At 60.6% G+C, this 18,533-nt stretch carries 16 protein-coding genes; 5 read left to right on the forward strand and 11 right to left on the reverse strand.

Annotated elements, in window-relative coordinates; translation table 11 throughout:
• The first annotated feature begins 369 nt into the window (after window positions 1-369).
• The 3 genes from Q8O29_RS06830 (at window position 370) to Q8O29_RS06840 (ending at window position 1,669) form a co-directional block, all read left to right on the forward strand.
• Window positions 370-843: an OsmC family protein gene (locus Q8O29_RS06830; RefSeq protein ID WP_305561310.1), complete on the forward strand. Its 474-nt coding sequence runs from the start codon at window positions 370-372 to the stop codon at window positions 841-843.
• On the forward strand, window positions 836-1,189 hold the full coding sequence (locus tag Q8O29_RS06835; RefSeq protein WP_305561311.1) for a hypothetical protein: 354 nt from the start codon (window positions 836-838) through the stop codon (window positions 1,187-1,189). The genes Q8O29_RS06830 and Q8O29_RS06835 overlap by 8 nt, the downstream gene beginning before the upstream one ends.
• A gap of 135 nt (window positions 1,190-1,324) precedes the next feature.
• Window positions 1,325-1,669, forward strand: coding sequence for an antibiotic biosynthesis monooxygenase (locus tag Q8O29_RS06840; protein ID WP_305561312.1), 345 nt, complete (start codon window positions 1,325-1,327; stop codon window positions 1,667-1,669).
• Between the two features lie 62 nt (window positions 1,670-1,731).
• Here the strand turns inward: Q8O29_RS06840 and fdhF are convergent, their stop codons facing one another.
• From fdhF to oxc, 6 genes are all read right to left on the reverse strand, one after another.
• Entirely contained in the window at window positions 1,732-4,569 is a 2,838-nt protein-coding gene (fdhF, locus tag Q8O29_RS06845; RefSeq protein ID WP_305561313.1) for a formate dehydrogenase subunit alpha, read from the reverse strand.
• 106 nt (window positions 4,570-4,675) lie between these two features.
• Complete coding sequence (locus Q8O29_RS06850) at window positions 4,676-6,373, reverse strand: NAD(P)H-dependent oxidoreductase subunit E (RefSeq protein ID WP_305561314.1); 1,698 nt, start codon at window positions 6,371-6,373, stop codon at window positions 4,676-4,678.
• Between the two features lie 40 nt (window positions 6,374-6,413).
• The gene (gene frc, locus Q8O29_RS06855) at window positions 6,414-7,661 is read right to left on the reverse strand and encodes a formyl-CoA transferase (protein ID WP_305561315.1); all 1,248 of its coding nucleotides are present in this window, start codon (window positions 7,659-7,661) and stop codon (window positions 6,414-6,416) included.
• A 105-nt stretch (window positions 7,662-7,766) separates the two neighbouring features.
• Complete coding sequence (locus Q8O29_RS06860; protein ID WP_305561316.1) at window positions 7,767-8,213, reverse strand: PAS domain S-box protein; 447 nt, start codon at window positions 8,211-8,213, stop codon at window positions 7,767-7,769.
• Window positions 8,214-8,315: 102 nt separating this feature from the next.
• The gene (frc, locus tag Q8O29_RS06865; RefSeq protein ID WP_305561317.1) at window positions 8,316-9,587 is read right to left on the reverse strand and encodes a formyl-CoA transferase; all 1,272 of its coding nucleotides are present in this window, start codon (window positions 9,585-9,587) and stop codon (window positions 8,316-8,318) included.
• A gap of 28 nt (window positions 9,588-9,615) precedes the next feature.
• Window positions 9,616-11,331, reverse strand: coding sequence for an oxalyl-CoA decarboxylase (gene oxc / locus Q8O29_RS06870; RefSeq protein ID WP_305561318.1), 1,716 nt, complete (start codon window positions 11,329-11,331; stop codon window positions 9,616-9,618).
• Window positions 11,332-11,590: 259 nt separating this feature from the next.
• Here oxc and Q8O29_RS06875 point away from each other — a divergent pair, with 259 nt between their 5' ends.
• Entirely contained in the window at window positions 11,591-12,199 is a 609-nt protein-coding gene (locus Q8O29_RS06875) for a Crp/Fnr family transcriptional regulator (RefSeq protein WP_305561319.1), read from the forward strand.
• A gap of 71 nt (window positions 12,200-12,270) precedes the next feature.
• On the opposite strand, the gene Q8O29_RS06880 is transcribed toward Q8O29_RS06875, so the two are convergent.
• From Q8O29_RS06880 to Q8O29_RS06890, 3 genes are all read right to left on the reverse strand, one after another.
• The gene (locus Q8O29_RS06880) at window positions 12,271-13,800 is read right to left on the reverse strand and encodes a tripartite tricarboxylate transporter permease (protein ID WP_305561320.1); all 1,530 of its coding nucleotides are present in this window, start codon (window positions 13,798-13,800) and stop codon (window positions 12,271-12,273) included.
• A 47-nt stretch (window positions 13,801-13,847) separates the two neighbouring features.
• Window positions 13,848-14,369 carry a tripartite tricarboxylate transporter TctB family protein gene (locus Q8O29_RS06885; RefSeq protein ID WP_305561321.1) on the reverse strand — a complete coding sequence of 174 codons (522 nt, stop codon included), beginning with the start codon at window positions 14,367-14,369 and terminating at the stop codon, window positions 13,848-13,850.
• Between the two features lie 103 nt (window positions 14,370-14,472).
• A complete protein-coding gene (locus tag Q8O29_RS06890; RefSeq protein ID WP_305561322.1) occupies window positions 14,473-15,483 on the reverse strand; it encodes a tripartite tricarboxylate transporter substrate binding protein in 1,011 nt (336 codons plus the stop codon).
• Window positions 15,484-15,808: 325 nt separating this feature from the next.
• On the opposite strand from Q8O29_RS06890, the gene Q8O29_RS06895 reads away from it, so the two are divergent.
• Window positions 15,809-16,702: a hypothetical protein gene (locus Q8O29_RS06895; protein ID WP_305561323.1), complete on the forward strand. Its 894-nt coding sequence runs from the start codon at window positions 15,809-15,811 to the stop codon at window positions 16,700-16,702.
• Window positions 16,703-16,732: 30 nt separating this feature from the next.
• On the opposite strand, the gene Q8O29_RS06900 is transcribed toward Q8O29_RS06895, so the two are convergent.
• Both Q8O29_RS06900 and Q8O29_RS06905 read right to left on the reverse strand, forming a co-directional pair.
• On the reverse strand, window positions 16,733-17,743 hold the full coding sequence (locus Q8O29_RS06900) for a 2-dehydropantoate 2-reductase (RefSeq protein WP_305561324.1): 1,011 nt from the start codon (window positions 17,741-17,743) through the stop codon (window positions 16,733-16,735).
• A 21-nt stretch (window positions 17,744-17,764) separates the two neighbouring features.
• On the reverse strand, window positions 17,765-18,532 hold the full coding sequence (locus Q8O29_RS06905; RefSeq protein WP_305561325.1) for a fumarylacetoacetate hydrolase family protein: 768 nt from the start codon (window positions 18,530-18,532) through the stop codon (window positions 17,765-17,767).
• Window position 18,533 lies beyond the last annotated feature (1 nt).

Genomic DNA, 18,533 nt, shown 5'->3' on the forward strand with positions numbered 1-18,533 from the left:
CGTGCTGTGTCCTACATCCTCATGGCGATGCTGCGCAGTGCACAAGCTGATTCCAAGCTCCCTCCGAAAGGCTGCTTCCCCATGACAACAACGTTCGCCACCTGCGATTTGTGTGATCTCCGAAAAGCGACAGCTCAGGCCGTTTCCACGTGTTGCCGCCGGTGTTTCGCGATTTCGGGGGTGTGCACACCTTTTGCGGGCCGAGGGTCACGTTCAGGTGTTTCGAGGATAGCCCACTCGTCAAAGCTGCGGTGGACGGCAGCGGCAGGGTGGCCACGCCACGGCGCCCGGTGTCCGAACTGTTGTTGCTCGACAAGTGGAGCGCAGCTCGCGACACTGGAGGCCTTGAATCAAGCAACAGGACAGACCATGGCTGAATTCACCGCCGACATTGTGTGGGAGCGCGGCGCGCAGGATTTTTTGAAGGGCCGTTACAGCCGGCGCCACCTGATGCGTTTTGATGGCGGTGCCGAAGTGGCGGGATCTTCGTCGCCCCACTCGGTGCCATTGCCCATGTCGGACGCTGCAGCAGTCGATCCAGAAGAGGCTTTTGTGGCCTCGCTCGCCAGCTGTCACATGTTGTGGTTTCTGGCGATCGCCGCGAAACGCAAATTCTGTGTGGATCGTTATACCGACGGGGCGGTCGGGATCATGGCAAAGAATGCGCAGGGAAAAGTGGCGATGACGGTGGTCACCTTGCGGCCCGAGGTGGCTTTTTCAGGCGAATACCTGCCAACACGCGAGCAACTGGACCAGTTGCATCACGAAGCGCATGAGGAATGTTTCATCGCGAATTCGGTGCGTACCGACGTGCGTTGTGAACCGGTGTACGGCAATGCATGAAACGGTGGCCGCGCAGCCTGCCCATGCCATAGCGGCAGTCACCCACCCGGACCCCTATTCTTATTACCGGCAACTGCGTGAAGAGCGGCCACTGTATTTCGACGCCAGTCTGCAGCTCTGGGTCGCCAGCAGCCAGGTGGTGATCGCCGAAGCCCAGGGCTACCCTGCGTTCAACGTGCGTCCGCCGTGCGAGCCGGTGCCTGCAGCGCGGCAGGGCACAGTGGTCGGTGAGGTGTTTGTACGCTTGGTGGGCGAGTTTGTTTGGCGAGGTCGAATCGTCGCAGCCTGGGCTTCGGTGCAGGCATCCACGCCTGCGCAGGCGCCGCCATTGCTATCGAAACAGTAGCTGCCTGCGCGCGCTGGTTATGGGCTGAAGGCCAATTTGACTCATATTTGGGGCGGCAAACCGGGCCTCGCCCGCTGGGCATTGCCTGCATTCCGGTTTTTGATGAATGAAAAATTGCCAACAAAGGAAAACACCATGGTTTCAGTGATTTTTGAGGTCTGGCCCGACCCGGCCCACCGCGAGGGCTACCTGAACTGGGCGGCCGAGCTCAAGACCGAGCTGCTCAAGATGGACGGCTTTATTTCCATTGAGCGCTTCCAGAGCCTCACCGAACCCGACAAGTTGTTGTCGCTGCAGTTCTGGCGCGACGACGCTTGCCTGACCGCCTGGCGCAACCTGGAGGCACACCGCGCCGCGCAAAACGCAGGCCGCAGCACCATGTTCAAGGATTACCGCTTGCGCATTGCCGAAGTGACGCGCGACTACGGCCTGAAAGAGCGTGAGGAGGCGCCCGCCGATTCACGCCGGGCTCACGGCTAAAAAAGCCGCTCGCCCTGAGCTTGCCGAGGGGCTTCGACAAGCTCAGCCCGAACGGGCCTCTTTCAAATGCCTGCTAGCGCGACCGAGTTTTCCAGCGCCTGGCCGCCGCCGTAGCTGTCCTGAACCGGCGGCACACCGCCCAGCGTGACGCGGATCGCGCAGTACTTGAACTCCGGGATCTTGGCAAACGGGTCCAGCGCCGCGTTGGTCAGCTTGTTGATCGCTGCCTCGTAGTAGCAGAAGGGCACAAACACCGCCCCGCGCGGCGAGCTTTCGTCGGCTCGTGCGTAGAGCGCGACCGTGCCACGGCGAGATTCAATCGTCACCACATCGCCAGGTTTGCCACCCATGTCGGCCAGGTCCAGCGGGTGCACCAGCGCCACTGGATCGGGCTCGATCGCGTCGAGCACGGTGGCGCGCCGCGTCATGCTGCCGGTGTGCCAGTGTTCGAGCTGGCGGCCGGTGATCAGCACCATCGGGTAGTCGGTGTCCGGGCGTTCGTTGGCCGGGATGATGTCGGCCGGCACAAAGCGGGCACGGCCAGTCTCGCGCGGGAAGCTGTCCACAAACACCACCGACTGGCCGGGGTCGCCCTCTTTCATGCAGGGGTAGGTGACCGAATGCTCGCGCTCCAGCCGGTCCCAGGTGATGCCGCCTATGCTGGGCATGGTGTGGCGCATCTCGTCGAAGACTTCGCTGACGTGCTGGTAATCCCAGCCGCAGCCCAGCCGGTTGGCGATCTGCTGGATGATCCACAAGTCCTGGCGCGCGTCGCCGGGCGGGTTGATGGCCTTGCGGCCCATCTGCACCAGGCGGTCGGTGTTGGTGAAGCTGCCGTCCTTTTCGGGGAAGGCGCTGGCCGGCAGGATCACGTCAGCCAGGTAGGCGGTCTCGGTCAGGAAGATGTCCTGCACGACCAGGTGGTCCAGCGCCGCCAGCGCTTCGCGGGCGTGGTTGGCATCGGGGTCGGACATGGCCGGGTTTTCGCCCTGCACATACATGCCGCGTATGCCACCCTTCTTGATCGCGTGCATCACCTCGACCACGGTCAGGCCCGGCGTGTCATCCAGCGAGCCAGCCGGCACATTCCAGGCTTTCTCGAAACTGGCGCGCACCGCGGGGCTGGAAACGTGCTGGTAGTCGGGGAACATCATGGGGATCAGGCCCGCATCTGACGCGCCCTGCACGTTGTTCTGGCCGCGCAGCGGGTGCAGGCCGGTACCGGGCCTGCCAATCTGGCCGGTCATCAGCGACAGCGCGATCAGGCAGCGCGCGTTGTCGGTGCCGTGCACGTGTTGCGACACACCCATGCCCCAGAGAATCATCGAACCTTTGGAGGTGGCATACAGCCGCGCCACGTAGCGCAGCGTGTCGGCATCGATGCCGCAGATTGGTGCCATCAGCTCGGGTGTGTAGCCCTCGACGTTCTTGCGCAGTTCCTCGTAGCCGATGGTGCGGCTGTCGATAAAGGCCTGGTCCACCAGGCCTTCGGTCACGATGACGTTCATCATGGCGTTGAGCATGGGCACGTCGGTGTCGGGCTTGAACTGCAGGTGGCGGTGCGCCATGCGCGTCAGGTCCGAGCGGCGCGGGTCCAGCACCACCAGCTTGGTGCCGTTTTTCACGGCGTTTTTTATCCAGGTGGCGGCCACCGGGTGGTTCACGGTCGGGTTGGCGCCAATGATGATCACCACATCGGCCTTGGTCACGTCCATCACCGGGTTGGATACTGCGCCCGAGCCTATGCCTTCGAGCAGGGCGACCACTGAGGAGGCATGGCACAGGCGCGTGCAGTGATCCACGTTGTTGCTGCCGAAACCGGTGCGCACCAGCTTCTGGAACAGGTAGGCCTCTTCGTTGCTGCCCTTGGCCGAGCCGAAGCCGGCCAGTGACTTCTTGCCGTGGGTGTCGCGGATCGCAGCCAGCTTGCCGCCGGCAAATTCGAGCGCTTCTTCCCAACTGGCTTCGCGGAAGACGTCCATCACGCGGTCCGGGTCCATGCTGAAGTCGCCGGTTTTGGGCATGCCTTCGCGGCGGATCAGTGGTTTGGTCAGGCGGTGCGGATGGTGCGCGTAGTCGAAGCCGTAACGGCCCTTGACACACAGGCGGCCATGGTTGGACGGACCATCGCGGCCTTCCACGAAGAGGATCTTGTCGTCCTTGACGTTGTAGGTCAGCTGGCAGCCGACGCCGCAATACGGGCAGACCGACTCGACCTGTTTGTCGGGCACCGCGAGCGCGGCTTCGCGGGCCGGCATCAGCGCGCCGGTCGGGCAGGCCTGCACACATTCGCCGCAGGCCACGCAGGTGGATGCGCCCATGGCGTCGTCCATGTCGAACACGATCTTGGCCTGGTCGCTGCGGAAGGCCAGGCCGATCACGTCATTGACCTGTTCGTCGCGGCAGGCGCGCAGGCAGCGGGTGCACTGGATGCAGGCGTCGAGATTGACGGCAATGGCGGGATGCGACAGGTCCTGACGCACTTGTTGGCGTGCCTCGAAGCGCGGCTTGCCGACGCCGATTTTGGCGGCCCACTGGTCCACCTCGTTGTTGCGTGTGTAGACCTTTTCGGGCATGTCGGACAGCAGCAGTTCGAGCACCAGCTTTTGTGAAGCGACGGCGCGTTCGCTGTCGGTGACGACTTTCATGCCGGCCGCCGGCGCGCGGCAGCAGGAGGGCGCCAGCACCCGTTCGCCGTTGATCTCGACCATGCAGGCGCGGCAGTTGCCGACGGCTTCCAGGCCTTCCTTGAAGCACAGGTGCGGGATTTCCACACCTTCACGCTTGGCCACTTGCAGCAAGGTTTCGGTGGCGCGGCCCTGGACTTCACGGCCATTGAGGCTGAAGCTCACCAGCGGGGCATCGAGCTCGGCCAGTTCCTGTCGGGTAATTGCATTCATGTTGGATCCTTAAAGACATACGGTCAGCGTGAAGCCAGGCCAGCCCCTTTTGTCGTGCAAGGGGCAGCGCACCGCCCAAGGCTCACGAAGTGACAAGCGTGGGGGCTCACAGTTCATGCGGGAAGTACTTGACGACACAGTCCATCGGATTCGGCGCCGCCTGACCCAGGCCGCAAATCGATGCGTCACGCATGACCAGCGACAGGTCGGCCAGCAGGGCCAGGTCCCACTTGGGCTGCTCCATCAGGTGGGCCGCTTTGGCTGTGCCGACGCGGCAGGGCGTGCACTGGCCGCAGGACTCGTGGTGGAAAAAACGCATCATGTTGCGCGCCGCGTCGGTGGCCGTGTCCTTGTCGGACAGTACCATCACGGCGGCCGAGCCGATGAAGCAGCCATAGGGCTGCAGCGTGTCGAAGTCGAGCGGGATGTCGCCCATCGTGGCCGGCAGAATGCCGCCCGAAGCGCCGCCGGGCAGGTAGGCGTAAAAGGTTTGTCCGTCCAGCATGCCGCCGCAGAATTCGTCAATCAGCTCGCGGATCGTGATGCCGGCCGGTGCCAGCTTGACGCCCGGCGCCCTGACCCGACCGGAGACCGAGAAGGAGCGCAGGCCCTTGCGGCCGTTGCGGCCGTGCGAGGCAAACCATTCGCCGCCTTTTTCCAGGATGTCGCGCACCCAGTACAGGGTTTCGAAGTTGTGTTCCAGCGTCGGGCGGCCAAACAGGCCGACCTGGGCCACATAGGGCGGACGCAGGCGCGGCATGCCGCGTTTGCCTTCGATGGACTCGATCATGGCCGACTCTTCGCCGCAGATGTAGGCGCCGGCGCCGCGGCGCAGCTCGACCGCCGGCATGCCGGCCATCAGCGGTGAGGCCCTGAGCTTGTCCAACTCGGCTTCCAGCATGGTGCGGCAGCCGTGGTATTCGTCGCGCAGGTAAACGTAAATTTTCTCGATGCCGACCGCCCAGGCAGCGATCAGCATGCCTTCGAGGAAGCGGTGCGGGTCGCGCTCCAGGTAGACCCTGTCCTTGAAGGTGCCGGGTTCGCCCTCGTCGATGTTCACAGCCATCAGGCGCGGGCCTTTTTCAGCCCGGACAATGCGCCACTTGCGGCCCGAGGGAAAACCGGCACCGCCGAGGCCGCGCAGGCCGGAGTTTTCCATGGTCTCGATGATCGCCTCGACATCCTGCTGGCCGGAAACACATTGCTGCAGCAGGGTGTAACCGCCGGCGGCCTGGTAGGCAGCAAAGTCCACAAAACCCTCGGGTACATGGTTGACGGCGCCTGCGGCAACGGTGGCCATCACGGCTTCGCAAGTGGCTTGCGGCACCGGGTTTTGCCCGACCACCACCGCCGGGGCCTGCTCGCAACGTCCGATGCACGGCGCGGCGATGACCCGGATGTCGCGGCCGAGCAGGCCAGGGAGTTTGGCCAGCAGGTCCTGGGCACCCGCCAGCTCGCAGGACAGGCCGTCACACACCCGCACCGTCAGCGGCGCGGGCGCAGCTTCGCCTTCCTTGACCACGTCGAAGTGGTGATAAAAAGTGGCGACTTCGTACACCTCGGTCTGCGCCAGGCGCATTTCCTGCGCGAGCGCGGCCAGGTGGGCGGCTGACAGGTGGCCGAAGTGGTCCTGCAGCTTGTGCAGGTGCTCGATCAGCAAATCGGCCTGGCGCGACGCGGTGCCCAGCAATCCTTGTACATCGGCCAGCGCCGCCGGGTCGACGCGGCGGCCTTTGGGCGCCTGGCGTTTTCTCTGTTTGGAGGAAACCTCCAGGACGGCGATGGGGATGACGGGATAGTTCATGGGGGCTGCTGACTTTTCTGGAAAGGCGCGGAAAAACCCGCTAGATAACGTGTTCGGTGCGTAACTCGGCGATGTACTCGGCGCTGTAGCCGAGCTGCGTCAGCACCTCGTCCGTGTGTTCACCGAGCAGCGGTGAGCGCGTGACTTCGGTGGCGCTGTCGGACAGCTTGATCGGGTTGCCCACGGTCAGGTACTTGCCGCGCGTCGGGTGGTCCACCTCGACGATGGTGCCGCTGGCCCGCAGCGCGGGTTCTTCGGCGATTTCCTTCATTGACAGGATGGGGCCGCAGGGGATGTCGTACTTGTTGAGGATGTCCATCGCCTCGAACTTGGTCTTGGTCATGGTCCACTGCTCAATTCGGGCGAAGATGGGCTTGAGGTGCAGCAGGCGGGCAGCGGCGGTGGCATAGGCCTCGTCGGTGATCCAGCCTTCCTCGCCGATCACTTTGCACACGGCCGGCCACACGCCGCCCTGCGTGATGAAGTAAATGTAGGCATTGGGGTCGGTTTCCCAGCCCTTGCACTTGAGGATGGAGCCGGGCTGGCCACCACCGGACGCATTGCCGGCGCGCGGAACGGCCGCGCCGAACTTGCCGTCCGGGTACTGCGGGTACTCATGCATGGTGCCGGTGCGCTCCAGCCGCTGCTGATCGCGCAGCTTGACGCGGCACAGGTTCAGCACGGCGTCCTGCATCGGGGCCAGCACTTTTTGGCCGCGACCGGTGGTGTTGCGCTGATACAGCGCGGCCATGATGCCCAGCGCCAGGTGCAGGCCAGTGCCGCTGTCGCCGATCTGGGCGCCGGTCACCATCGGTGGGCCGTCGTCGAAACCGGTGGTGGATGCCGAGCCGCCGGCGCACTGCGCGACGTTTTCATACACCTTGCAGTCTTCATATGGCCCCGGACCGAAACCCTTGACCGAGGCCACGATCATGCGCGGATTGAGGGTCTGGATGTGTTCCCAGGTGATGCCCATTCGGTCCAGCGCGCCCGGTGCGAAGTTCTCGACCAGCACATCGCAGGTCTTGATGAGCTCGTCGAGCACCTGTTTGCCCTTGGCGTTCTTGGTGTTCAGCGTGATCGAGCGCTTGTTGTGATTCAGCATCGTGAAGTACAGGCTGTCCACGCCGGGGATGTCCGCGAGCTGGCCACGCGTGGCATCGCCCTCGCCGGCGCGCTCCACCTTGATGACGTCCGCGCCAAACCAGGCCAGTAGCTGGGTGCAGGTCGGGCCCGACTGGACATGGGTGAAATCGAGGATGCGAACACCGTCTAATGCTTTGCTCATGAAAATACCTGCATGGAAGTTGAAATAGGTTGCTCAAACATGGCTCCGGCAGCGCTTGCGGCCGGTTCAACCCCTATGTTAATCACTGGGCACATACGCTCAGGTTCAGGGAGCTTTGACCGGAGCAGCAAGCTGGATTTCAAGTTCGGTCAGGCGTTTTTTCAGGGCTCTTTCTTCGGCAAAACGACTGGTCTCGTCGCGGATCACCGCAACAATCGCCGAAACCTTGCCGTCAGGCGTATGAAGCAGCGCCACGGTGAAGGCGATGGACAGCCCGTGTCCGTCCTTGTGCACGGCCGGTACGCGCAGCACATCGTTGCCATAGCGGGTTTTTCCGGTCGCCATGGTCTGGTGGTAGCCGTCCCAATGGCGCTGCTGCTGGCGCTGCGGAATGATGATGTCCAGTGACTGGCCAAGTGCTTCGCTTTCGGTGAAGCCGAACATGCGCTGGGCCGCCGGGTTCCACAAAACGATGGCGCCGCCAGCGTCGGAAGCGACGATGGCATCACCCACGGCCTCTACCAGTTGTTTCAGGTCGGTTGTTGTTTGCATAGGTCCAATCGTGGTGCTGTCAAATGTTCCTCAAACAAAGACGGCGCTCATCTGAACGCCGTCTTTTCAGGCCTTGACGACCAAGGCCTCACGCTTCCCGGATCAGACTGCTTTGGCCGTATGCATGGCCGCGATCTGGTCCTTGTTGTAGCCGAGCTCGGCCAGAACTTCGTCGGTGTGCTCGCCCAGCAGGGGCGATGCCGTTACTTCGGGCTTGGTGTCAGAGAACTTGATCGGGCTGCCCACGGTGAAGTAGCTACCGCGCACTTTGTGCGGTACTTCAACGATGGAGCCACTGGCGCGCAAGGATTCGTCATGCAACAACTCCTTCATCGACAAAACGGGCGCGCAGGGAATATCAAACTTGCGGAAGATGTCCACGGCTTCGAACTTGGTCTTGTCAGCGATGAATGCTTCAATCGTGGCGAAGATGTCCATGATGTGCGGCTGGCGTGCTTTGGCCGTGGTGTAGGCGGGGTCGGTTTTCCACTCGGGTTTGCCCAGCGCGTCGCAGATCGGCTCCCAGGCGTGACCCTGGACCGTGAAATAGATGTAGGCGTTGGGGTCGGTCTCCCAGCCCTTGCATTTCAAAATCCAGCCGGGTTGTCCGCCACCGCCGGCATTGGCCCCACGCGGCACCACGCCGTCTTTGAAGGCTTCCATTTCATGCGGGTATTGCGGGTACTCTTCCAGGTAGCCAAGGTTGTCCAGACGCAACTGGTCGCGCATTTTGACGCGGCACAGGTTGAGCACACTGTCCTGCATGGACACGGCGACTTTTTGGCCCTTGCCAGTCTGCTGGCGGCCAATATAGGCCGTCAAAATACCGATGGCCAGGTGCATGCCGGTATTGCTGTCGCCCAAAGCGGCAGACGAAATGGTGGGACCTGAGTTCTCGCCCTTCCAGTAGCCGGTGGTGGACGCTGCGCCGCCCGCGCACTGGGCCACGTTTTCGTAAACCTTCAGGTCTTCGTAGTGGTGGCCGTCGGAGAAACCCTTGACGGATGCCAGAATCATTTTTGGGTTGAGTGACTGGATGTGTTCCCAGGTGAACCCCATACGGTCCAGCGCACCGGGACCAAAGTTCTCGACCATCACGTCGGATTCCTTGATGAGCCTCTCCAGCACTTCCTTGCCTTCGGGCTTTTTTGTGTCCAGCGTCAGGCCGCGCTTGTTGCTGTTGAGCATGGTGAAGTACAGCGCGTCAGCGCCTTCGATGTCGCGCAACTGGCTTCGGGTGACGTCGCCAGAGCCAGGACGCTCGACCTTGATCACGTCAGCGCCGAACCAGGCCAGCATCTGAGTGCAGGCGGGACCGGCCTGAACGTGGGTGAAGTCGATGATTTTGATGCCCGAGAGTGGTTTGTTGCTCATTTTGCTTTCTCCTTAAATAGTGACTGGATTACTTCTTCTTCGCGCTTTGCGGATTCAGGCTGGTGATGCGGCCGCTTTCGGTGCCGGCCGTCTCGTCGATGATGGCATTGATCAGGGTCGGTTTGCCTGAGGCCACCGCCTCGTCAAGAGCCTTGGCCAGCTCTGCGGGGGTATTGGCCAGCACGCCGACGCCGCCGAAGGCCTGCATCATCATCTCGTAACGCGCATTCTTGACGAAAACAGTGGGCGCCACATCGCCGCCCAGCGGATTGACGTCAGTGCCCTTGTAGATGCCGTTGTTGTTGAAGACGATCACGCAGACAGGCAGGTTGTAGCGGCAGATGGTCTCGACCTCCATGCCGCTGAAGCCAAAGGCGCTGTCACCCTCAATGGCGATCACGGGTTTGCCCGTGACCACCGCTGCCGCAACGGCAAAACCCATGCCTATGCCCATGATGCCCCAGGTGCCGACGTCCAGACGCTTGCGCGGCTCGTACATGTCGACAATGCTGCGCGCGAAATCCAGCGTATTGGCGCCCTCGTTGACAACGATGGCATCCGGGCGCGCCTTGACCGCATTGCGGATCACGTTCAGCGCGCTGTGGAAGTTCATCGTCGCCGGGTTCAATGCCAGCGTGGCCGCCATCTTGGACAGGTTTTTGTCCTTGCGCTCCTTGATACCGTCGGTCCATTCGGCCGGCGGTTGGGCCCAGCCGGAGCCCATGCCGTCCAGCAATGCCGAAACGCAGGAACCGATGTCGCCCACCAGAGGCGCCGCGATAGGCACGTTGCTGTCCATCTCGGTCGGTGAGATGTCGATCTGGATGAACTGGCGGGTGTCTGCATTGGCACCGCCCCAGGTCTTGCCCTTGCCATGCGACAGCAGCCAGTTCAGGCGCGCACCGACCAGCATCACCACGTCAGCTTCGGCCAGCACGTGAGAGCGGGTGGCCGAGGCGGACTGTGCATGGGTGTCGGGCAACAGGCCCTTGGCCATGGACATCGGCAGGTAAGGGATGCCGGTTTTTTCAATCAGTGCACGAATGTCAGCGTCGCACTGTGCATAAGCGGCGCCCTTGCCGAGGACGATCAGGGGACGTTTTGCGCTTTTGAGCAGGTCAAGTGCGCGCTTGACGGAGTCAGGCGCGGGGAGCTGGCGCGGCGCGGGGTCGACAACCTTGATGAGTGAGCGTTTGCCAGCTTCGGCGTCCATGGTCTGGGCGAACAGCTTGGCCGGTAGGTCCAGGTACACGCCGCCGGGGCGGCCGGACAGCGCTGAGCGTATCGCTCGCGCGATACCAACGCCGATGTCCGCAGCATGCAGCACGCGAAAGGCGGCCTTGCACAGTGGCTTGGCAATCGCGAGCTGGTCCATTTCCTCGTAGTCGCCCTGCTGCAGGTCGACGATTTCGCGTTCGCTGGAGCCGCTGATCAGGATCATCGGGAAGCAGTTGGTGGTGGCGTTCGCCAGCGCCGTCAGACCGTTGAGGAAGCCGGGTGCAGAGACCGTCAGGCAAATGCCGGGCTTTTGCGTCAGGAAGCCGGCGGCAGCAGCGGCGTTACCGGCATGTTGTTCGTGGCGGAACGAGATCATGCGGATGCCTTCGGCCTGGGCTTTGCGCGTCAGATCGGTGATGGGGATGCCGGGCAGGGCGAAAATCGTGTCGATGCCGTTGAGTTTCAGGGCGTCGATGACAAGGTGAAATCCGTCAGTCTGTTCTGTTGATTGGGCGTCGTTTGTCATGATGAATGTCTCTTCGTTTGACTTCGATAAGGATGGAGCAAGGTAGCTGGCAGCATCAGGTGTGCCAAAAGACCCAATGGCCGATCAGGGTTTTCCATTGCGGATCTGCCTCCCTGGTTCTTGTGCCCGGACGGGTCTTTTACACCGTCGAGGTATCATAGGAATCGATTCGGTTTTCTCTATTGACCACGGTCAATTTTCGTTGCATTCGGCCCTCCCGAATACAGACGAAACCTGGATCGGTTCAACCTAAGTCGTCATGCTGTCCGTTCAAAACCATCCCGATCGAAATGTCATTCGCGTCCAGCTAGGGCAAAACCTGGTTCTCAAGGGAATGACATCAGAGCAGAGCGCTGAACTGGAGTCTCATCTGGTGATCGTCGACAGCCAGAAGGGCGACACATTGTTGCACCAGGGCGCGCACGAAATGGAGCAATACTTCATCTTGGAAGGCATCTTGAAACGGGTGGTGACCAACCAGGAAGCCAGGGAGATGATTCTGCGTTTTGCCGACGAGCGCGATATGGAAACGAGTTACGCGGCATGGCGTCTGGGAACACCCACGCCTTACAGCACCGTCTGCGTGACGAAAGTCCGGGTGGCCAAGCTGCCGCTGACGGACTGGGTGGCTTTCCTGGATCGCCATGACGAAATCAAGCAGTCCTTTGAGTATTACGTCATGCGCCTCATGAGCGAAATCATGGCGCACACCATCACACTGCACTTGCTGGACGCGCCGGGACGTGTCAAGCGCTTTTTGCGCAAACACCCGGAGCTGTTTGACCGAATCCCGAAGAAAGAGCTTGCGTCTTACATGAACCTCTCGGCGGAAACCCTGAGCCGGCTCAAGCAGCGCGGGAAAATCTGACAGAACAAGCGCAGCAGGAATAAAAAAAGCCGGGTGCATCACCCGGCTTTTTTGTTTGCTTGGTCAGACGCTCAGTCTACCGGCTGCTCGGCGGCAAACTCATCCTTCTTGGGCGGACGGACCTTGGCGATGAGCCGGGAGATCAGCGGCCAGAACAACAGGACCAGGGCCAGTGTCGAGATGCCGCCAACCAGCCCATTGGACCAGAGAATCGACATCTCACCCTGGGAAACCAGCATGGCCTGACGGAAGGAGTCCTCGGCCTTGTCACCCAGCACCAGGGCCAGCACCAGCGGCGCCAGCGGATAGTCCAGTTTCTTGAAGAGGTAGCCAATCATGCCGAACAGCATCATGAGCCAGATATCCAGCATCGCGTTGTGAACGGTGTAGGCGCCGATGGCGCAGATCACGACGATGACAGGTGCAATGATGGAAAACGGTATGCGCAGGATGGATGCAAACAGCGGAACCGTGGTCAGAACAACAATCAGTCCGACCAGGTTGCCCAGGTACATGCTGGCGATCAGTCCCCAGACGAAGTCCTTTTGTTCGGTAAAGAGCAGCGGACCGGGCTGCAGACCCCAGATCAGCAGGCCGCCCAGCAGAACGGCAGCTGTTGGCGAGCCCGGAATGCCCAGTGCCAGCATGGGCAGCAGGGCGCTGGTGCCCGCAGCGTGGGCTGCGGTTTCCGGGGCAATTACGCCCTCAATTTCACCGTTGCCAAAGTTCGAGCCGTTTTTGGACATTTTCTTGGCCACGCCATAACTCATGAAGGATGCCGGGGTTGCGCCACCGGGTGTGATGCCCATCCAGATGCCGATCAACGAGCTTCTGAGTGAGGTTGCCCAGTACTTCGGTAGCTTCTTCCAGGTCTGAAACACCACCTTGGCATTGATTTTGGCCGCCTTGCCGGAAAAGGCCAGGCCTTCTTCCATCGACAGCAGAATTTCACCGATTCCAAACAAGCCGATGACGGCAATCAGGAAGTCGAAGCCACGCATCAGATCGGGAATGCCAAAGGTCAGGCGTAACTGGCCGGTGACGGTATCCATGCCGACGGCGGCCAATGCAAAGCCGATACACATGGAAGCCAGAATCTTGAAGGGGGAACCCTTGCCCATGCCGACGAAGCTGCAGAAAGTCAGCAAGTACACCGCGAAGAACTCGGGCGGACCAAATTGAAGCGCAAAACCGGCCACCATGGGCGCCAGAAAGGTGATCATCACCACGGCGACAAAAGCGCCAATGAACGACGAGGTAAATGCCGTTGTCAGTGCCTCGCCAGCGCGCCCGTCCTGGGCCATGGGGTAGCCGTCAAAAGTGGTCGCAACCGACCAGGGTTCGCCCGGAATGTTGAACAGAATCGAGGTGATGGCGCCCCCGAACAAGGCGCCCCAGTAAATACACGACAGCATGATGATTGCCGAGGTCGGCGGCATGGTGAAGGTCAGGGGCAGCAAGATGGCCACGCCGTTGGCGCCGCCCAGACCCGGCAGTACCCCGATCAGGACGCCAAGAATGATGCCCACAAACATCAGGAGGATGTTCATCGGCGTCAGGATGACGTTGAATCCGTGAAAAAGCGCGTTTAGTTCGTCCATGGAAGTTGTCAGTCTTTAAAGTTTCGGTGGGCTGGCGCTGGCTCGGCTTAGTAGCCGAGGAAACTCAAGGGGTCCAGGTTGCCCTTGAACAAGGGAACCCTGAACCAGACCTCGAACATGAAGAAAAACAGCGTGTTCACGATCAGTGCTGCAATGACGCTCTTGATCGGGGAGAACTTGCCCAGAATAATCATGAACAAGGCAATGTAGATAGCTGAGGCCACGTAGAGCCCTACGAACTGAACGGCCAGTACATAAACCAAAGCCGGTAAGAATACGGAGAGCACACGTTTGAGCTGCTCGCTATCGACAAATATCTCGGTGTTCCGGTTCTTTCCAAGCAAGGCCTGATAAATGATGCCAGCACCTGAAATGCTCAGCACGATTCCGATGTAAAAAGGGAAGTAGCCGGCACCCGGCCCGTCGGTGGTCCAGCCAGCGCCCAGCGCCCAGCTATTGACAACGACCACAACACCCATGACGAGAACGCAAAGAGCGACGATCGCTTCGATGACATTGGTGGCGACGCCCGTGCGATGCTTCGCACCGGATTCTTGGTTTGGCTCCATGAGCAACTCCGTTGGATGTAAGTGCCCCGGAACAGGGCGAACTTGAATTGAGTGCCGGGTCGGCAAACTGCCGCCCGGCGAGAACTCCCGAAAGGAGATTCTTTTATTTAGCGAGGAAGCCGGCTTCTTTCATCAGCTCGCGATGGCGCTGCTCGGCAGATCCCAGCCATTTGGTATATTCATCGCCGGACATGGCGGTCTGATTGAAGGCACCGGTTTCCATATAGGCTTTCCAATCGGGGGTCTCGCGGACCTTCTTCAGCATGTTGCTGTAGAACTCAAGCTGGTCTTTGGAGACGCCGGGCGCCATGAAAATGCCGCGCAGCATGGTGTAACTGGTCGGCACGCCGGATTCCTTGCAGGTCGGAAGGTCGGCCCACGACTGCGTATCGGTGACCTTGGCCGTATAGGCCATCCGCTTGTCGTCGAACACACACAGCGCGCGCAGTTTGCCGGCACGCCACTGGGCCACGGCCTCAATCGGGTTGTTCACTGTGGAATCCACGTGCTTGCCCGCCAGTTGCACCGCCACTTCGCCGCCGCCCTTGTACGGCACGTAGATGAATTTGGTGCCAGTGGCCTGCTCGATGCCAACAGTGATGATCTGATCTTCCTGCTTGGAGCCAGTGCCGCCCATCTTGATCTTGCTTGGACCTGCGGCCTTGACAGCGGCCAGATACTCCTTGGCGGTCTTGGCTGGATTTTCTGCATTGACCCACAACACAAACTGGTCGAGCGCCATCATGGACACTGGCGTCATGTCGCGCCAGTTGAAGGGGACGCCTGTCGCCATCGGGGTGGTGAACAGATTGGACAAGGTGATGATGATCTTGTGTGGATCCCCCTTGGAGCCCTTGACTTCGAGAAAGCCCTCGGCACCAGCGCCGCCAGATTTGTTCACCACGATCAGCGGCTCTTTCATCAGTTTGTGTTTGATGACGATGCCCTGGATCAGTCGCGCCATCTGGTCGGCGCCGCCACCCGTGCCTGCTGGTACAACGAACTCAACCGGCTTGGTGGGCTCCCAGGCGGCATGGGCTGATCCGATGGCCATCACCGCGATGGCCGCAGCCATGGCGAGGCTGCTTTTGATGGTGGAAAATTTGGTTTTCATTGCGTTGTCTCCTGTGTTGGGTAACTCGGATTGAGGCTGGAACTTCTTGTTGACTTCCTAGCCAGAACGTATCACACCGGTATGGTCTTACCAAGTAGATTAAAAACTCTTGACGAGGGTCAAGTTTGCCCAATTTTCGATCCGCGCTAGGGTTTGTCCGGGGGCGTTGCGCGTGTGTTTTTCTGCGTAGCCCGTATGGATTCGTGGGAGCATCCTCCTCCTCTCGAATATTGACCAGGGTCAAGAGGCCGCTGTTGATCGATCAGTAGACTGGTTTCGTTTTGTGACGTTGACAAAATATCGGCATTAAATTTAGGCGGAAACCATGAAAAAGCTCTTGTCGGCTGGTCTGTTTTTATGCAACCTGGGTGCCCATGCGCAATCGTGTGAAGGAGGGCTTTATCTGAATCCCCAAGTCATTCGCGGTGAAGGCTCCTCCCAAACCGAAAGCGCGTTGCGCGAGCTCATCGATTTTGTTCGGCCCACTGGCTTGTCGGTCACGCCGGTTCTCAATATCAAGGAAACGCAAGACGTTCTTACCGCCGTGAAAAAATCCGTGCCGCCGTGCTGGGTGTACGGCAACCCGGTGGTCGGTCTGGCCTCGGGCTACCGCCCGGTGGCGATCAATGTGGACCCGATCCAGTCAGCCGTATTGATTTTGGCCGACATCGGCACCGTGAAGGACGGCAAGCCCGTGGAGTTGAAGTCGCTGCCGCCCGAGCAGCAAGCCAAGGTACTGGCCAAGCTCAAAACCACGAGCTGCTTTGGCATGAAAAGCGGCGTGACCACCTCGCTCGTGAAGGCTGAGAATTTCTGCGGGACGGTGGTGGAGGTCATTCCCCAACAAGGCCTGGGACAGAGCTACCTGCCGACCAAGGCCGCTTTTCACTGGCAGGCAGATCGTTGGGTGGGTCTGATCACCCGTCTTCAGTCTGCCCAGGCTACCACCATGAAGAACCATCATGGAACGGATGAGCGAATTCACATGGCTGAACTTGTTGTTGTGCCGGCGACCCATGCCAGCTGGGGGTATGGCATCTATGTGCACCCCAATGCGCCGGCGGATGCCGTGAAAAAAGCGGCCACGCAATTTAAGTCCCTGAAAACCACCAGCCCCCTGCTGCTCAAGGCCCTGGACCTGGGGGGCAAGTATGAGTTCGCAACGCCTTCTGATGCAGCAGTTCAGGCGATGAAAAAATCGCTGGCCACGGGACCCTGATTGCGCCGGGGATCGTTGGCTGCGTCCTGTTCAGGCGGCGAGTTGAAGTCGCACTTGCCCACTTTCTTCATGCATGGTTCGGGCCAGCAGCTTGACCAAGGCATACAGCGTGTCGATATGTGGTGTAGGTGTCTGTGTCAGTCGGCCGAGTTCCACCACGGAGCCGACCAGGGCATCAATCTCCGGCGCCCGCCCGGCCTCGATGTCCTGCAGCATGGAGGTCTTGTGTTTGCCCACCTTCTCGGCGCCTGCAATGCGTTTTTCAAGTGTCAGGCGAAATTCAATGCCCAGCTTATGGGCGACCTCTTGCGCTTCGCGCATCATACTGGCTGCGAGCTCGCGTGACAGTGGGAATTGGCAGATGTCCTGCAAGGTGGAGTGGGTCAGGCTGCTGATGGGATTGAAGGTGAGATTGCCCCAGAGCTTGAGCCAGATCTCTGAGCGGATGTTGTCAAGCACCGGTGCCTTGAAGCCTGCCTTGGCAAAACATTCGGAGATGCGCGTGACCCGCTCACTGGCCGTGCCGTCGAGTTCGCCGACCGGAAAGCGATCACCCTCGATGTGCCTGACGACGCCCGGCGCGACCAGCTCCGATGCCGGATAAACGACGCAGCCGATCACGCGCTGCGGCGGGATTTTTTCGACCAGGATGCCGGTAGGATCCACGCTGTGCACCTGGCTGCCCTCGAACGGCCCGCCATGCTTGTGGAAATACCAGTAAGGGATGCCGTTTTGCATGGTGACCACGGTGGTGTGTGGCCCGAACAGTTTGGGCAGGTCACCGGCCACAGCCTCGACCTGGTGCGCTTTCATCGCGAGGATCACCATGTCTTGCGGGCCGGCTTCCGCATAGTTGTTGGTGGCCTTGACACTGGCGGCGACTTGTTCGCTGCCGTCATACATGATGAGCTTCATGCCGTTTTTGCGTATAGCGTCCAGATTGGCCCCGCGCACAATGAAGGTCACGTCTTCGCCAGCCAGTGCCAGTTTCACGCCCACATAACCGCCGATGGCTCCGGCTCCAATGATTGCAATTTTCACACCTGTTCTCCTCAAAAATTGTTACTCAAAACGGTTGCTGAGCTTGCCAATCCCAGCAATCTCCACCGATATGGTGCTTCCCGGTTTCATGGATCCGACGCCCACCGATGTACCGCAGAGGATGATGTCGCCCGCGTACAAGGTGATGTCCTGAGAAATCAGGTTGACCAGTTGTTGCACCGAAAAACGCATGTCGCTGATCGGATAGTCCTGGCGCACTTCTCCGTTGAGCAGGGTCCTGACCACCAGTTTCAGCGGGTCCAGGCCGGTGGCCACCACCGGACCGAACGGGCAAAAGGTGTCAAAGCCCTTGGCCCGCACCCACTGGGCAAATGATGCGTCGCGGTTCAGGATGTCGGCGACCGTCACGTCGTTGGCGCAGGTGTAGCCAAACACATGCTCGAGCGCTTCAGGCTCCGACACCTGCTTGCAGGTCTTGCCGATGACGATGCCCAACTCACCTTCAAAAACTACTTTACCGTCGCAAGGAGGTTTGCGGATGGTGTCGCCGTGCGCCAGATAGGAGTTCGGGGATTTGATCAGGTACAGCGGCTCGGTAGGAACGGGCAGATTGAGTTTTTCGCCCAGCGCGTGGAAGTTGTTCCACAGGGCGATGACCTTGGTGGGTTGAACCGGTGTCAGCAATTCCACATCGGCCAGTGGTACCAGGCGCTTGGTCGGGACGGCGCGGACGAACATGTCGCCTTCGCAAACCCGGACCAGCTCGCCCTGCAGCATCCCGAAACGAACGGACTGGCCTTCCCTGAAACGCACCCAATGATTTGTCATC

Origin of the sequence: Polaromonas sp. (assembly GCF_030689685.1) — a bacterium.
Classification (GTDB): domain Bacteria; phylum Pseudomonadota; class Gammaproteobacteria; order Burkholderiales; family Burkholderiaceae_C; genus Polaromonas.